The sequence below is a fragment of the Acidobacteriota bacterium genome (assembly GCA_026393755.1).
Taxonomy (GTDB): Bacteria; Acidobacteriota; Vicinamibacteria; order Vicinamibacterales; family JAKQTR01; genus JBAXOX01.
The window spans coordinates 1-17,576 of sequence record JAPKZO010000009.1; the positions used below are offsets into that span (position 1 = coordinate 1).

The window sequence follows — 17,576 nt, forward strand, 5'->3', positions numbered from 1 at the left end:
CAACACCGAGCGGGCCTCAGGTCAGTGGAACACGTACGGGTACTTCTCGTACTTCATTGGATTCGGCAAGAGGAAGGCGCCGGCTGCCGGCGGGATCGATCTGGCGACCATTGCGAGGGCTGCAGGCATTTCGATGCCGGCCATGCCGGCCCCGCAGGCTCAACCCCGTTACCGGCTCTCGTTCAGCCTTAACATGTCGAACCTGACGAACCACGCGAACTACGTCGGCTACAACGGCATCATGACGTCGCCGCTGTTCAAGAAACCGACGCAGGTGCAGGGAGTGCGGACGTTCAACCTGTCGGCGAACTTCAGCTTCTGAAACCGAAGGCGGCGGGGCGCACGTCAGAATTGTGAGATGACGCGTGTCATGAGCCGTGTCCCGGTCCCGGCTTTCTGGTCTAGAATAGACAGCTGTCTCCCCCGTCCACCTCGCCCCCTAAAGAAGTCAGCGGCGCGCCCCCGTGACAGCTTTCGCTTCCCGTGTTGCGTGCGTCGCCGTCGCCAGCGCCACCGTCGGAGGAATGACATTCGGGAGGTGGGCATGACTCGTCGCCTCTTCCGCAGTCTTGCGCTGCTGTACGTCCTCGGCGGGCTTTCCGCCACATCAATGGCGCAGCCGGCGCCAATCAGCAGGTTGATCATTACGGTCGTCGATCCAAGCCGTCTGGTGATTCCCGGTGCCGTCGTCACGGTCGTCGGCATCGACGACGCCACAAAGAAGACGAACATCGCGCCGATCAAGTCGACCGACAGGGGGCTCGCGACGTTTGAGGGATTGCCTCTCGGCCGATATGCGGTGCACGGCGAATTTCCGGGCTTTGAACTGGGCGCGATCGGAGAACTTCGGCTCAAGGCGGGCGACAACAGGCACCTGCTGCTCTTGCCCCTCGCCAGGATGACGACCGAGATCACGGTGGCTCGCGACCCGCAGACGACGGCGTCTGACCGCGGCACCACGTTCGGATCGGCGCTCACGCGAGAACAGATCGATGCGCTCTCGGACGACCCCAACGAGATGGCGAAGCAGCTTCAGGACATGGCGGGCGCTGGCGCGGCAATTCGCGTCGATAGTTTCGAGGGCCAGCAACTGCCGCCCAAGGCGCAGATCAAGGCCATCCACATCACGCGCGATAAGTTTGCCGCGGAGAACCACTCGGCCGGCGGGATGTTTGTCGACATCATCACGCAGCCGGGCATCGGAGCGCTGCAGGGTACCGTGCGCCTTTCGCTCGCCGACAGCGCGCTGGACGGACGCAACCCGCTCATCCCGAAGAAAGGACCGGCTCAGTGGCAGAACCCCGTGTTCAGCGTCAGCGGCCCGCTCATCAAGGATAAGAGCAGCGTCGGTCTGTGGGTCAGCCGCTACCACGGGTACACGACGCCGATCCAGTACGCGGCAACGCCCACGGGCACGCTCGCGGAGAACATGAATGTGCGTGTCCTGGAAGACATGCTCGCCGTTCAGGGCATGTTCGATTACGCCCTTACGCCGGACCAGACCCTGCGCGCGGTCGGGTACCGCTACACAGACCGGATGAGGAACCTTGGTGTCGGCGCGTACGATCTCATCGAACGCGCGTACTCGACGCAGGATACCGCCGCGGTGCTGCGCCTGCAGGAAGCCGGCCCGATTGGCCGGCGGTTCTTTATCAACACCCGGCTCTTGATGACCTGGAACGACAGCACGTCCACATCGTCGCTCGAGGCGCCGACGGTCATCGTCAACGACGCCTTCACAAGCGGCGGGGCCCAGCGGTCCGGCGGCCGCCACACGCGCAGGCTCTCGCTGCAGTCCGACCTCGACTACGTCCGCGGCGTTCACTCCTGGCGCACGGGCATCTCGTTCGACGGCGGCCGGTATCGGTCAGACGACACCGCGAACGTCCTGGGCACGTACACATTCGAGAGCCTTGCCGCGTTCCAGGCCGGCCTGCCCCGCACGTATACTCGACGGATTGGTGATCCGAGCATCAGCTACTGGAACGTGCAGGCGGCCTGGTATCTGCAGGACGACATTCGCGTACGCAAGAGCCTCACGCTCAGCCCGGGCATTCGGGTGGAGGCGCAGACGCATCTGAATGATCACAACAACATCGGCCCGCGGTTCGGCATCACGTGGGCGCCATTCAAGAGCGGCAAGACGACGCTGCGGGCGAGTGTCGGCCGCTTCTACGACTGGCTCAATGCGGGCACATACGAACAGACCCTGCGCGTTGACGGCTTTCGCCAGCAGGAGTTGAACATCGTCACGCCGGCGTACCCGGATACCGGGACACTTGGGCTGATTCCGGCGACCAACAGATATCTGCTCGGGGCGGACGCGCGAATGGCGAACAATACGCGCGTGAGCTTCGGACTCGATCAGCAGATCACCAAAGTGATGCGGATCAATGTCCTCTACGCCGACACCTGGGCCAGCGGCCTGCTGGCTGGCGACAACCTGAACGCCCCGGTGGATGGCGTGCGCTCGAACCCGACGTTTGCGAATATTATCGAGACGGCGTCGGCCGGTGAGTCGCGTTCGCGATCCCTGGCCACGACGCTGAATCTGAATCTCGCTCCGCCGTCGATCGGACCGGCAACGACCGGTCGGCGCTTCAATTGGCGGCGGGGGTTGATCGTGTACGCGGGCTACACGCTCGCGACAGCCCGGAACAACGTGGATGACGCCTTCAGCGTCCCGGCGAGCGGACGGCTGGATACGGAGTGGGGTCCATCGTTCGGCGACGTGCGACACCGGGTCTATGCGTCGTTGAACAGCACGGCGCTCAAGAACCTGACCGCCATGATCGCGATTCGGGCATCATCCGGCTCGCCGTACACGATCCGCACGGGCCGCGATGACAATGGCGATCTCCTGTTCAACGATCGCCCGGCGGGCGTGGGTCGAAACACTGAGCGAGCAACGGGCCAGTGGGATGTGTACGGCAACTTCTCGTACACGATTGGGTTCGGCACGAAGAAGGTACCTGGCGGCCTCGGAATCTCGGTCACGTCGACCGCAAGCGGGCTGCAGGTGACGCCGGTGGACAGGGGCAATCTGACCCGCTATCGTCTCGTGTTCTCTGCGTACGTCCAGAACCTGACCAATCACGCGAACTACGTCGGCTACAACGGCAACATGACGTCGCCGTTCTTCCTGAAGCCGACCAATGTTCAAGGCGTGCGGACCGTCAGCCTGAGCGCGAGCCTGAGCTTCTGAGGTTCGGCGTTCGAGTCGGCGCGTGAATCGATCGTGATCGTGAGTCTTGTCTGATGGCAGGGGCACGGCATGCCGTGCCCCTACGGGACGTCCGCGTTCGCGCCAAGCCGCGGCAGAGGCGGCTATCAACTTGGGGTCTCGCCTACCTGGTCTTCTGCAGCTTCGCCGCGACGTTCTCCACGTCGCGCCAGACACGCAGCAGGTTGCCTCCCCAGATCTTCTTGATCTGCTCTTCGGTATAGCCGCGCCTCACCAACTCGATTGTCACATTGGGCGCGTCGGTGTCGTCGTTGAACCCGGCGATGCCGCCGCCGCCATCGAAGTCGGTGCCAATGCCCACGTGATCGATGCCGGCAACCTTGACCGCGTGGTCGATGTGATCGACGAAGTCCTTGAGCGACGCCGGCGGGAACTTCGCATCAACGTCCTTCATCCGTTCCTCGAGCAGCGCCATCTTCTTCTCGTACTCGGCGCGCTGCTCGTCAGTCATCGGCGCCGCCGCGGCCCGACGACCGACGACCTCCGCTGCCGCACCCGCCGCTGCTCCCGCACCGCCACGACCACCGCCAGCGCCGCGCCCGCCACGGGCCGGCAGCCCGATTTCCTCACGCAGTTTCGCGATGGCTGCGGTCCGGGCCGGATCATCCATCTTCAGGAAGCTGGCCAGCGCCACGGTCTGGATGACGCCGCCGTTCTTCGTCAGGGCCTTGAGCTGGTCGTCGGTGAGATTGCGGTCGACGTCGGCGAGCGCCTTGCTGCCGGAATGCGACGCGATGATCGGCGCCTTTGTGAGAGCGATCACGTCCCAGAACGACTTCTCAGCGATGTGCGACACGTCGATCATCATGCCGAGACGGTTCATTTCGGCCACGACTTGGCGACCCAACGCGGACAGACCGTTGTGAAGCGGCTCGCGGGACCCGGACGAATCGGCCAGCTGGTTATTGCCACTGTGCGACAGCGTGATGTACCGCGCCCCGAGGTCGTAGAACTTCTTGACGTTGGCCAGGTCCATTCCCATTGGGTAGCCGTTCTCGACGCCGGTCATAATCACCCGCTTGCCCGTCTTGGCAATCCGTTCGACATCGGCGGGCGAGGTGGCAAACGCGCAGCGGTTCGGATACATCTGTTCGGTCAGGCGCTTGAGCGCAGCAAACTTGACCATCGCCTGCTCATGCGCCCGCGCGTACCCGGCGGCGTCCAGTGGCCCCTGTCCGACGTATACGGCCAGGAACACCCCTTTGAGGCCGCCCTTCTCCATCTTCGTCAAATCGCACTTCAACCGGCTCGTCGGCGCGCCGGGATCGAGCGCCGGCGTGGCGTAGTCCGCGCCGCCGATGTCCACATGGGTGTCAAGCGTGATGGCGTCCTTGTGGATGGCCATCGCTTTGGCGACGAGAGGATCCGGTTTCTCGGCGGCCTGCTGGAACGCAACGAGCGCGATGGGCAGAATCACAAGACTACAGAGGGCAACGAACTTGGTCGGCATGATGCGGTGTCTCCGGTGAACGTTCAGGCGGCTGGCCCGTTCGCGCCAGGGGGCGTGACGCGTCACCAGCAATCGAGAAGAATACCTCAATGGCGCGTAGGATACGTTGCCGGGCACCCTTGCCGCAAGCACGCCGGAGGAAGACGAGCTAGAGTATGCCGGTGAGCCTGCGAGTCAATGCCGCCCGCCTGCAGCATCACCTCGACGAGTTGGCCCGGATTGGGGCGCCCGCCTCCGGTGGCGTCTGCCGGCTGGCCTTCAGCGTGGCGGACAAACAGGGACGGGACTATGTCGAAGCGCGCATGCGATCGCTCGGCCTCGCGGTGCGAATCGATCGGATTGGCAACCTCCTCGGCGTCCGGCGGGGCGCAGACGCCGGCCGACTGGTGCTGGCCGGTTCTCACCTCGACACGGTGGGGACCGCCGGCCGGTTCGACGGCAGTGTCGGCGTCCTCGGCGCGCTCGAGGTCATCGAAACCCTCAACGACGCCCGGGTTTCGACCGGGCCGCCGATTGGCGTCATCGCCTTCGCCAACGAAGAGGGTGCCCGCTTCGCGCCCGACATGATGGGCAGTCTGGTGTTCCGCGGCGATCTTCGGATCGAAGATGCGCGAAGCCGGGTCGACAGAGACGGCATGTCTGTGGGTGAGGCAATCGATCTGACCGGTTACGCGGGCCCCGACAATCTTGACGACGTCGCCGTGCGCGCCTACCTCGAGCTGCACATCGAGCAGGGGCCGATCCTCGAGCACGCGCACACGACGATTGGTGTCGTCGAAGCCGTGCAGGGTCTCACCTGGATCACCTTCACGCTCACGGGCGCCACGGCCCATGCGGGCGCAACTCCCATCGACATGCGGCGCGATGCCGGCTATGTGGCAGCCGCCATCGTCCAGTACGCGCGGACTCTGTCCCACGACATCGAGGGCCAGCGCGCCACCGTCGGAGCGCTTTCGCTCGCTCCGAACATCGTCAATGTTGTCCCGGAGCGTGCCCGCCTGACGGTTGATCTTCGGAATCCCGATGCCGATCGTCTCGCGATGGCCGAGCAGCGTCTGCAGCAGTTCGTGGCCGACCGGGCGGCGGCCGAACGCGTCACGGTGTCATACGTCACCGACGTCAGGGTGCCGCCCGTGCAGTTCGACACGGCAGTGGTGACGCACGTGCAGGATGCGGCCACGGCGCTGGGTTACTCGTCGATGCGCATGGTGAGCGGCGCCGGGCACGACGCCCAGATTCTCTCGCGGAAGTTCCCGGCCGCCATGATCTTCGTTCCGAGCCGCGGCGGGATCAGTCACAACGTTGACGAGTTCACATCGACCAGTGATCTGGAAGCCGGCGCAAACGTGCTGCTGCATACGGTGCTGGCGCTGGCGGTGTAGAGCGGAAACGGGGTCGGTTACCGCCGGGCCGCCGCTCCTGGAAACGACTCCGCCACCGCCACAAGCATCCGCACGAGCGCATCGACGTCACGCGCATCGACGACCTCGACGGACGAGTGCGAGTACCGCCCGGGCCAACTGAGACCCGCCGTCGCGACGCCGACCGGCACGAAACTGCCGGCATCGGTCCCCCCCCCGTTCGCGCCGAGCACCGTCGGAATGCCCCGCGCACGTGCAAACGCCGTGAGGCCTGATACGAGCGCCCTCGGGGCCATCGAACTGCTGTCGATTCCACGAACGACAGCGGCTCCCGCCCCCAGCTTGAGATACGCGAGCCGCATTGAATCGACGGGAGAATCGGACGAGGGTGACGTATCGACGGCAAACATGTAATCCGCGGGCACGTTCCCGGCCAGAAACGCCGATCCGACCAGCCCGATCTCCTCGCCCACGACCCAGGCAAACGTGACGCGGTTGGCCACGCGAGCCGGATCAATCCGCCACAGGGCTTCGATAAGCGCCGCGTCGCCGACCCGGTCGTCCATCGATCGGCCGGTGGCTCGCTGGCCCGCCAGTTTCGTGAAGACTTTTCTCACCGACAGCGTGTCGCCCGCGGCGATCCCCAGTGCGGTGGTCTCGGCCTTTGAATCGGTCCCGAAGTACACGAACACGTCGTCTGCCGCCGGAAATGCCTCGGCGGCTTTCGCGTAGTTGGCGCGGGGCGCCATCACCGCCTGCACGGTCCCCCGGGCGGTGTGCACGACCACTGGCCTGGCTTCGTAGATCGCATCCATCACGCCGCCGCGGCGTCTCACCGTCGCGGTGCCGTCGTCGCGCACGGCTGAGATCTGATAACCCACTTCGTCCATGTGCGCGACAAACACCAGGGAGGCGCCGCCCTTGCCAAACGAGACCGAGACATTGCCCTTCTCGTCGACCACGGGCTTGGCCCATGACGGCAGCCACTGCCGCACGACGTCGGCCACCGCCACTTCGTTCGGAGACACTCCGTGCGTCTCGATGAGCGCCGACAACACCGAGAACAACGGCGGCGCACCGAAGGCGCGACCGGTCTTCTTCCCGGCCGGCGCGGTGCCGACCGAAGGAGCCGCCTCCGACTGAGTCGCCGCCGTCGCAGGCAGCCCGGCGCACTCCTCCAGGAGCCTCACGAGTGACTGCACGTCGCGCGCGTCCACGACCTCGACCGGGGTCTGCGCAAAGAGCACCGGCAACGCGATCGCCGACACCTTGGCGGCCGGCCACGGCAGACTCCCTGCGGGCAGCGAGGCCATCTGAATCTTCACGCCGGCTCTGGCTGCGGCGGCCTCCGCGGGAGCGTCGCCCTTCCGCACGAGCGGACCACCGCCCAATTCGCCTGCCGCTCCTCGGCCGCTCACATCCGACGACAGCGTCACCCGATCCAGCAGAACGACGCGATCGGGCTCAATCTCGCGCGCCAGTCGCGCGAGGCCACGCCCGCGATAGACCCCCTGCGTCGTCCAGGCCACGGTCAACGTGCCGGCGATCTCCGGCGCCTTCTCCCGCCTCGCGAGCAGTTCGACCAGTGCGAAGGCATTCGCGCGGCCCTGGGTCACGACGCCGGCAGTCCTGCCACGCTCCAGCGGCTGTATGCGGTCGCGAAGCGACACCGTGTCCAGCAACTGAATGCCCAGCGGCTGTGTCTCGGCCTGGCCCGATGATCCGATGTCCACCCACAGGTCGTCGATCGTCCGGATCGATCGCGCCAGCACCTGCGGCCCACCCAGATGCTGTGATGTCGATGCCACGACGCCCGGCACCAGCGCGCCATGATCGGTTCGGATGACGACGGGCTGGCTGTAGTGATACTGCTCGAACAGCCGATGCTGAATGCCAGAGGTGTAGCGCTGCAATCGCAGATACCCATCGTCGCCGACGCGCGACACGATGAAGCCATCCTCATCGATGTTGGTGACCAGCAGCACGTGCGGGCTGCCGCTTCCAGTCGTTACGATCAGGTTGCCGATCGAGTCGACGCGCGGCCTGGCCCATTTCGGGAGCGCCGCCGCAATCACCTCACGCACCGCGGTTTCATCACCGGATACGCCTGGTGTCTCGACGAGCCGGCTGAATACTCCCTGTCCGGGCGTGGCCGGATCAGCACCGCGGATCGCCACCGACCACAGGCTGATGGCGGCCAGGGCCCACCCGTATGCGGCGATTGTCCGACTCGGTCTGCTTCTGAACAGCATGATCTCCTCCAGCTACCTGTCCCCGATACCGAGCAGTTTCGCCGCGTTGCCGCCGAGAATGCCGGCTCTGGCCGCATCATCGATGTCGAGCGAGCGGATGCTCTCCAGCATCAGCGACAGGCTGCCGATCTGATGCGGGTAGTCGCTGCCAGCCAGGATGTGGTCCGCCCCGGCGAAGGCAATGGCCATCTTCTGGGCGTCGGGGTTGAAGTTCACGGTGTCGAAGTAGAACGCCTTGAGGTACTCGCTTGGCGGCCGCGTGATGTGCTCGCGGCATTCGCGGAACGCCCGGAATCCGCGATCAAGCCGCTCGGCCAGATACGGGATGGCGCCGCCGAGATGTCCAAGCACCCACTTGATCCGCGGGAACCGCTCGGGCACGCCGGCAAACACCAGGTGCGCCGCGGCCAGCGTCGTATCCATGAGGAACCCGACCAGCGGCATCAACCAGAACTCCGTCATCGCCTCGACGCTCGTCGGGTGATTCGGGTGGATGAAGAAGACCGCGCCCATGTCGTTGGCGACCTCGTAGAGCGGCCAGAATCGATGGTCGGCAAGCGCCACACCGTTCACATTACTGAACAGCATCGCCCCGGGCAGACCCAGCTTCTTCATCGCCCGCTCCAGTTCCCTGGCGGATGCGCGCGGATCGTTGAGGGGCAGCGTCGCGAGCGCGGCAAACCGGCCGCCAGGCCTGGCGACCGCCTGCGCGAATCCGTCGTTGACGAGCCGGGCGAGTTCGGCGGCCCGCTCGGGCGTCTCCACGTGCGTTCCGGGCGTCGTCAGCGTGACGACCTGGCGATCGACACCGTGCTCGTCGAGGACCCGTTCGCGGTACTCGATATCGCGATGTCCAGGCACGACGATGTTGTAGTCGCCGGGGTAGTACAGGAGCGGGTTGCCCTCCTTGTCGACGCCGACGGTTACGCTGGTGCCACCCGATCGCAATGCGTCGAGGTAGGCTGGAGGGTAATAGTGATTGTGAAAATCGATCACGGGCATGCAACGTCCTCCTAAATCCTCCGACTCACCAAGTCGGCAACAAAGCGCTACGTTCGACCTCGCGGCCTGAACAAATAGTACGCCGGAAGGCCGGCGCCGACCAGCAGCAGCCCAATCAGCGCCTCGACCGGATCCGCGACGAGTTGATTGATGGCAATCGCCGCGGCCACGAGCGCGAACAGCGCGGGCACGACCGGATACCCGGGCACGCGATAGGTCGGCCGGTAGTCGGTTCTCCTGCGCGCGACGAACAACCCCACCGCCATGGCGGCGAAGAAGATCCACTCCGTGTAGACGACGCGGGTGAAGAGCGCCCGATAGGTGCCCGTCGCCACCAGCACCGACGCCCACACCGCCTGAGCCATGATGGCCCGGTGCGGCGTCTGGAAACGGGGGTGCACGACCCCGAGCCACCCGAGCGCGCGGTTGTCGCCCGCCATCGAGAAGTAGACGCGCGGACCGAGCAGGATGATGCCGCTCAACGCACCAAACGTCGAGAAGACGACCAGCGCCGACAGGAAGGCGCCTCCCCCGTAGCCGAGCACGGCATCGGCCGCATCGGCGGCCACGCGGGTCGACGCCATGACGCGGTCGAGCGGCAGCACATAGAGGTACACGGCGTTCAGCGCGACGTAGCAGACCGTCACGATCGCGGTGCCCAGCATCAGCGCCCTCGGGATGGTTCGTCTGGCCTCGACCGTTTCTCCTCCGATGTACGTCACCATGTGCCAGCCGCCGAACGCGAACAGTCCCGCCGCCACCGCCCGCGGGAATTGCAGCAGCGCGTCGGGACGCGTACGACTCCCGGCGAAATGGGGCAGGTGCGCGCCGAGGACGAATCCGAACAGGATGATCAGCGCGACGGCGCAGAGCTTGCCCAGCGTGAAGCCGGCCTGCACGCGGCTGCCGAACCTGACGCCCACGTAATTGATCGCAGAGAGCATGAAGATGGCCACGATCGCGGCCGCCTGCTGCCCGGCCGATGAGAGCGGCACGAAGTACGCCGCATAGCGGGCGAACACGACGGCGATCGCCGCGATGATGCCGGAGTGCATCGTCCAGAACATCGCCCACGCCCAGAGAAACCCGACCGCCGGCGAGAGCGTTTCACGGAGAAACACATACACGCCGCCGGTGCGCGGATACGCGGAGGAGAGCTCGGCGCAGATGAGAGAACCGGCGATCGTGAGCAGGCCGGCGACCGTCCATGCCGCCAGGATTCCGGGAATCGACGGCAGCGCGCTGCTGATCTCCGAGGGCTGGACAAAGATCGACGCGCCGATAATCGTGCCGACCACCATCGCCGTTGCATGCGGCAATCGGAGGGAGCGCTGGAGTTCCGGTGGCGGAGCGGGAGCGGCGGCCATCAAGCCCGCATGCTAGCACGGAGGCCCATGTCTGCGGTCTCCCGTTGATCCGCGCGGGCGAAGATGCGATGCTGTCAGATCTGGGCCAGGAGAAATCAGACATGTTCACGTTCAGGCGAACCCTTGTTGTCGTGTGCCTCGGAATCGGTGTTGCGGCGGCGGCGGTCGGCCTGTCGCCGGTGTCAGCCCAGCAGCCAATCGCTCAAAGTCTCTCATCCGCGCTGCGGTGGCGCCTGGTCGGGCCGTTCCGCGGCGGGCGCATCAATGCCGTGAGTGGAGTGCCTGGTCAGCCCAACACGTTCTTCTACGGATCGGTGGGCGGCGGCGTCTGGAAGTCCGCCAATGCGGGCCGCACGTGGAGGCCGGTGTTCGATGGGCAGCCCGTCGCGTCGATCGGCGCCATCGCAGTCGCGCCGTCCAATCCAGCCGTGATGTACGTCGGCACGGGCGAATCCGACATGCGCGATTCGATTGGCTATGGCAACGGGATGTACAAGTCCGCTGACGGTGGCGAGACGTGGGCGCACGTGGGTCTCGACGAGACGAAACAAATCGCCCGGGTCGTTGTCGATCCGAAGAACGCCAACATCGTGTTCGTGGCCGCCCTCGGCAGCGCCTACGGCCCAAGTCCCGACCGTGGGGTCTACCGCTCGCTCGACGGCGGGAAGACGTGGAAGAAGGTGCTGTACAGGAACGACAGCGTCGGCGCGGTCGATCTGGTGATCAACCCGGCGAATCCACGAGTGGTCTATGCGGCGATGTGGGCCACGCGCCGTCCGCCATGGTACGTCTACGGACCGTCGAACGGGCCGGGGAGCGGCATCTTCAAGTCGACCGATGGCGGCACGTCGTGGCAGGCGCTCGCCGGCGGCCTTCCCACCGAAGGCGTCGGCCGCATCGGGCTCGCCCTCGCCGCGAATCCGCGGCGGGTGTACGCCATCGTCGACGCGAAGAACGGCGGACTCTATCGGTCCGAGGACGCCGGAGCGACGTGGCTGAAGATCTCCGGCGATACCCGCGTCTGGGGTCGTGGATGGTATTTCGAGAAGATCGCAGCCGATCCGAAGAATGTCGATCTCGTCTACGTCTCGAACACGTCGCTCTATCGATCCTCAGACGGCGGCAAGAGCTGGACACCCATCAAGGGCGCGCCGGGTGGCGACGATTACCATCAGCTCTGGATCTCGCCCGAGGATTCCAGGCGCATGGTGCTGGCCAGTGACCAGGGCGCCATTGTCACGGTCGATGGCGCCGAGACGTGGAGTTCCTGGTACAACCAGTCCACCGCTCAGCTCTACCACGTGGCGGCCGACAACCGGTTTCCCTACTGGATCTCCGGCGCGCAGCAGGACAGCGGTGCGGTGACCGTGCCTTCGCGCGGTCCGCACGCTGTGATATCGATGCACGAATGGACGGGAACCTGCGCTGGCGGCGAAAGCGGCTACACCGCGCCCGATCCGCTCCATCCCGAAATCCTGTTTGGAGGCACCGTGTCGCGCTGCAACGTCGTGACCGGCCTCACCGAGAACGTGTCGCCCGAACGCGGCGCGGAAGGCGGTCCGTTCCGTCACGCGTGGACGCAGCCGCTCGTGTTCTCCGAGGCGAACCCCCACAAGCTCTACTTCGCGAACCAGTATCTGTACAAGACCACGACCGGGGGCGACAGCTGGACACGAATCAGCCCCGACCTCACGCGCGACGATCCGGGCGTGCCGTCGAATCTCGATGCCGCGGCCGCCGCCGATGCCCCAGCCGAGAAGCGCCGCGGCGTGATCTACACCATCGCGCCGTCGCCTGTCCGCGACTATCTCGTCTGGGTCGGCACCGATGACGGGTACATCCACGTCACTCCCGATGATGGCAAGACATGGCAGAACGTGACGCCTCCGGCCCTGACGTCGTGGAGCAAGGTGACGATGATCGAGGCGTCATACGCCGACGAGCTGGAAGCCTACGCCGCCGTCGAGCGGCACCAGCTGCAGGACTACGAGCCCTACATCTACCGGACGCGCGACGGCGGTAAGACGTGGAAGCTCATTACGCGCGGCTTGCCCGCTGGTGACTACGTCCAGACGGTGAAGGAAGATCCCGTGCGCCGGGGGTTGCTCTTTGCCGGCACCGAGCGCGGCGTGTTCATGTCGTTCAACGACGGCGACGACTGGCAATCGTTGCAACTGAACCTGCCGGCGACATCGATGCGCGATCTGGCCGTGAAGAACGACGATCTGATCGTGGCCACGCACGGCAGAGGATTCTGGATTCTCGACGACATCACGCCGCTGCGCCAGATTGGAGATGGCGTGATTGCCGCCGGCGCGTTCCTCTTCAAACCGGCAGACGCTGTCAATGTGCCCGTGCCGAGCGAGCAGGGCACGCCCCTGCCGAGGGATGAACCGTTCGCGGAGAACCGGCCGTATGGCGCGATCGTCGACTACTACCTCAAGAGCGCGTCTGCCGGCCCGGTAACGATCGAGGTTCTCGATGGCGCCGGGCAGACGATCAGGCACGTCTCGAGCGCCGATCCGACGCCGGCCCGCGATCCGAACACGCTCAACATTCCCGCGCACTGGGTGTCCACGCCGGAACCGCTCTCGACGGCGGCAGGCACGCACCGTTGGATCTGGGATCTGAGAGCGGCGCCATCGGTCGGTGGTGGTGGGCGCGGTGCGGGAGTTGCCGGCGGCGGCGGTCGTGGCGGGGCCGGTGGCGGTGGTGGCCGGGGTGGCGCTGCGCTCTCGCAACCGGGGACGTACACGGTCAAGCTGACCGTCGACGGAAAGAGCTACACGCAGCCGTTGGTGGTGAGGCCGGATCCGCGGTTGCGATGACGGGATGAGACCTACACCGGCTGCGTCGGGCAGCCGGCGTACGTGCACCCGGGGAGCAGCCGTTCGCGCTTCATGATCACGCTGTGCGGCAGCACAAGGGTGTCCTCGCCCACGTCGGCGCCATAGAGCAGCACGCCCGCGTCGCCCACGCTCGCGCGGCGGCGAACCCTGACGCGGTCGATCTTGAGTACGCGGTCCTCGAAGGTGTGCGCCTGAAACTGGCAGCACACCGTCGCCTCGTCTTCGAACTGCAGCATGTCGGGATCGACCACCTGCGAGTAGCCGCCGCCGAGCACGACGTGCCGGCCGATCTGCATGCCCATCGCGCGCAGGTACCACGGCAGCAGCAGCGTGCCTTCAAGGTACGACAACGGGAACCGCGCGTACACCTGCCAGGCGACGAAGAAGAAATCCCACCGGCTGCACCAGCACGACCAGAGCGGATGCACACCGGGCCGCACGCGACCGAGCAATCCCCACTTGAGTGCGAACACCAGCAGACAGAACGCCGCGCCCGTGCCGAGCGTGACGAGCGGCATCACACCCCATAGCACCACGGCCGATGGCACCATGTCGTCGGCCGCGGCCAGCGTCTTCAGCCAGGCGAGGCCAACCAGCGCGGATCCGATCGGCAGGGCCGACCGCGCCGCCTCCCACAGCATCCGGTTGATGTAGCGGATCCACGACGGCTCGTGCGTCAGACTGCGGTCGACTTCGACGATCTCCCGCTTGACCAGTTCGAACGGCGGATGGCCGAACCAGGACGTGTGCGGCCGCATCAACTGGTCGTCGGCCCGCGTGCTGACGCCGACCAGGATGCCGTCCGGCAGATGCTGGCCGGATGGAATCACGGCGTGGTTCCCCGCGAACGAATCATCCCCGACGTGTGTCCGCGAGAGGGTCACGGTGCCGCGATGCACGAACGGTCCACCGATGTAGATGCCATCGGCGAAGAAGGTCTCTCCCCCGATCTCGACCAGTTCGGGCACCAGATCGAGAATCGTGCTGATCTCGCAGTTGGGACCGATGGTCATGCCCGTGAGACGGAGCCACGTGGGCCAGAACATCGTGCCGCTCAGCCATTCGCCGGCCTTGTGCACCAGACTCGTCTTCAGCCACACGCGAATGTACGCCAGGCTCCACCGGCTGATGACTCCCTCGGGCACGCGTCCGAGGGCGCGCATCAACCCGATCTCCAGCATGAGCGTCAACGGCGACGCGGCCAGGATCACGATCAGCAACGGAACCAGCCACGAGGCGCCAACCGTCGGCGCGTTCAACCACGCCACCACGTGCCGGGCCTCGACGCCCAGAACGCTGGCGGCGGCCACGGTCAGCAGCGCCAGCGGCACCAGGCGCAGCGCGGCAAACCCGGTGCGCGCCAGGATCATGAGGATGCCGTGCGATGCGGGCGACCACTCGTGCGATCCATCTGCGATCGACGGCCGAATCGCGGCCGCGCCCGCTGGTGCGGCTGGAACGCCGTCCCATCGCTCTCCACCTGGCACGCTCGCGCCACGCGGCAGGTACGACAGCGCGGCCAGTTGACTGTCAGGCGCCATGACGGCCCAGCCAGCGACACCGCCGCGGGTCTCGATCGTGACGCCCGAGCCGAGCGTCACGGGAGCGAGCACGACCTGCCCGTCCTCGTAGTCCACGACGTTGAGCGCCGCGTCCTGGCTGATCGTGACATCGTCTCCAATGTCCAGCAGATCCCATCCGCCCGACAGCAGGTTGACGCCCCGATGGATGTGCACGCCCTTGCCGATGCGGGCGCCGAGCGCGCGCAGCACCGTCTGCTGAAACAGGGTGGCCTCGAGCAGCCGCCACGGCACCAGCCGCACCGCCCGCTGCACGATCCAGTTGCGGACGTAGAACCCGCCCCACACCGGCGCGGTCAGCGGCTCATACTTCCCTATCAACACGCGCTTGATGGCGATCGCCGCGAGCGCCGCCAGTGGCGTGTAGAGGACCAGTGCCGCCATCGACAGCCACGGAGCCGCGAGGATGAACACGCCAAGGCCAAGGCGATTGACTACTGCTGGCGCGAGCGTGAATGTGATCAGATATGCCGCGGGCGACACGACCAGCAGGCCCGCAGTCAACCATGCGAGCTGAACGATGGTGGCGAAGACGGGACGTCCCTCGACACGTGGCGCGGAGGCCTCCCGCGGCGCCCCCTGGTGCGGGGCTGCGGCCACCTTGTGGGCCAGCCTGGCGATGGTCGGCGCGACGTACACGTCCCGGACGGTCACGCTCGCAGTGGACGGGTCGTCGCGCAACAGCGAGACAAGCATCGCCGCGTGCAGCGAATCCCCGCCGAGATCAGAGAAGAAGTCGTCGTGAATCGAGATCGGATCCTTGCGCCGGAGGACGTCGCGAATGGCCGCCTCGATCCGGATCTCGATCGGGCTCCGGGGAGTGGCCGCGGGCCGGTCTGCCACGCCATCGGCATGGCCGTTGCCGCCCGCCTCGAGGATCGGCAGCGCGGTCCGGCTCACCTTGCCGCCCACGGTCCTCGGCAGTGCCTTCAACACGCCGAAGCGGCTGGGCACCATGTAGGCCGGCAGCACGCCCCGGATGGCCGCTTTCAGTTCGTCCGCGGTCGGCACCGCATCGGGTCGCTCCGGCACCACAAACGCCACCAGTGTCTGTCCGGCTTCATCTTCCTGCACGCGGCACGCGGCTTCGCGAACGCCCGGGCATTCTGACAACCGCGTCTCGATCGCCTCGAGTTCCACGCGGTAGCCCCTGATCTTCACTTGCCCGTCGATCCGGCCGTGATAGAAGAAGAGGCCGTCGGGTTGGCGCGTGGCTAGATCGCCGGTGCGGTAGATGCGGCCGTGCGTCGGGTGATGCGGGAAGCGTTCCGCTGTCAGCGCCTCCCGATGGCGATACCCTCTTGCCAGCCCGATGCCGGCTATGCACAGCTCGCCCTTGACGCCATCGGGAACCTGTTCGAGGTGCTCATCCAAGATGAACGCCTGAAGTCCGGGCACGGGACGGCCAATCGAAATCGGGTCGCCCGCCCGAATCTCCGTGCGGATGGCGGTCACGGTGCACTCGGTGGGTCCCCAGCCATTGATCAGGAGGCGGCCGGGAGCCCATCGATCGGCCACGTCCCTGGGCAACGCCTCGCCGCCGACGTAGACGAACCGAAGGTCGGGCAGTGCGGTCAACGGGTCGGCGCATCCCATCGCGCGAAGCATCGTGGGCGGCGGACAGAGCACCGTGATGTGTTCGCGCTGCAACCACGCCACCAGATCCGGCCCAAGCCTTGCCGTGTCTTCGTCCATCACCACAAGCGTGGCGCCCACCGCCCAGCCCAGCCAGATCTCCTCGACCGAGGAGTCGTAGGCCGACGAGGAGTTCTGCGACACGCGGTCGGCCGAGGACACGTTGAGTTCGTCGATGTCGGCAGCCACGAGGTTCGCGGCGCTGCCGTGCTCGATCATGACGCCCTTGGGCCGTCCCGTCGTGCCCGAGGTGTAGATCACGTAGGCGAGATCCCGGGGCGTCACCCACGCCGGCGCTCCTGCCGATGCGAAGGGCAATCCCTCCTGGCGGCACCAGTCGACCACGTCGATCGTCAAGCCCGGATCGAGCCCGCACGTCACGGCGCGCTCAGCTCCGTCGCGGTCGGTGAGCAGCGCGATCGCGTTCGAATCGCGCAGAATCTCCTCGGCCTGGGCATCGGGGAACGCCGGATCGATGCACGCGTACGCGGCGCCTGCCTTGAGCACGGCCAGCTGGGCCACATACAGATGTTCGGAAGTGCGAGGCAGCTGAATTGCGATAACGCACTCGCCCGACGTGCGCTGGCGAAGCGCTGTGGCCAACGCGTCTGCCTGCTCGTTGAGTTGAGCGTAGGTGACGAACCGTCGCTGCGGCCGCCCGAGGCCCGGCGGCACTTCAACCGCGACATGGTCCGGCCAGCGTATCGCGGCACGTTCAAAGAACTCGTGCAGCAGTTCAGGGTGCCGACGCGGCCCGGACGTCGAGTCCACGACCGGCAGGGGCGACAGATCGCTGTGGACTCGATGACTCATGAAGGACGCTTGATTATACGGCA

General features: G+C 66.2%; 9 protein-coding genes. 4 read left to right on the forward strand and 5 right to left on the reverse strand.

Going from position 1 to position 17,576, the window contains the following annotated elements:
- Positions 1-322, forward strand: a 322-nt coding sequence (locus NTV05_04290; GenBank protein MCX6543617.1) for a hypothetical protein, incomplete at its 5' end; no start/stop codon positions are given.
- A gap of 222 nt (positions 323-544) precedes the next feature.
- Entirely contained in the window at positions 545-3,205 is a 2,661-nt protein-coding gene (locus NTV05_04295) for a TonB-dependent receptor (protein MCX6543618.1), read from the forward strand.
- A 142-nt stretch (positions 3,206-3,347) separates the two neighbouring features.
- On the opposite strand, the gene NTV05_04300 is transcribed toward NTV05_04295, so the two are convergent.
- Positions 3,348-4,694 (reverse strand): dipeptidase, encoded by a 1,347-nt coding sequence (locus NTV05_04300; protein ID MCX6543619.1) that lies wholly within the window; start codon positions 4,692-4,694, stop codon positions 3,348-3,350.
- Positions 4,695-4,849: 155 nt separating this feature from the next.
- Here NTV05_04300 and NTV05_04305 point away from each other — a divergent pair, with 155 nt between their 5' ends.
- A complete protein-coding gene (locus NTV05_04305) occupies positions 4,850-6,076 on the forward strand; it encodes a Zn-dependent hydrolase (GenBank protein MCX6543620.1) in 1,227 nt (408 codons plus the stop codon).
- 17 nt (positions 6,077-6,093) lie between these two features.
- On the opposite strand, the gene NTV05_04310 is transcribed toward NTV05_04305, so the two are convergent.
- The 3 genes from NTV05_04310 to NTV05_04320 are packed head-to-tail and all read right to left on the reverse strand — an operon-like array spanning position 6,094 to position 10,676.
- Positions 6,094-8,307 (reverse strand): M20/M25/M40 family metallo-hydrolase, encoded by a 2,214-nt coding sequence (locus tag NTV05_04310; GenBank protein MCX6543621.1) that lies wholly within the window; start codon positions 8,305-8,307, stop codon positions 6,094-6,096.
- A gap of 12 nt (positions 8,308-8,319) precedes the next feature.
- Positions 8,320-9,309 carry an amidohydrolase family protein gene (locus tag NTV05_04315; GenBank protein MCX6543622.1) on the reverse strand — a complete coding sequence of 330 codons (990 nt, stop codon included), beginning with the start codon at positions 9,307-9,309 and terminating at the stop codon, positions 8,320-8,322.
- 47 nt (positions 9,310-9,356) lie between these two features.
- Complete coding sequence (locus NTV05_04320) at positions 9,357-10,676, reverse strand: amino acid permease (protein ID MCX6543623.1); 1,320 nt, start codon at positions 10,674-10,676, stop codon at positions 9,357-9,359.
- A gap of 68 nt (positions 10,677-10,744) precedes the next feature.
- Between NTV05_04320 and NTV05_04325 the strand changes: the two genes are divergently transcribed.
- Positions 10,745-13,504, forward strand: a complete 2,760-nt coding sequence (locus NTV05_04325; protein ID MCX6543624.1) for a hypothetical protein — start codon at positions 10,745-10,747, stop codon at positions 13,502-13,504.
- Between the two features lie 11 nt (positions 13,505-13,515).
- Here the strand turns inward: NTV05_04325 and NTV05_04330 are convergent, their stop codons facing one another.
- The gene (locus NTV05_04330) at positions 13,516-17,553 is read right to left on the reverse strand and encodes an amino acid adenylation domain-containing protein (protein MCX6543625.1); all 4,038 of its coding nucleotides are present in this window, start codon (positions 17,551-17,553) and stop codon (positions 13,516-13,518) included.
- Positions 17,554-17,576 lie beyond the last annotated feature (23 nt).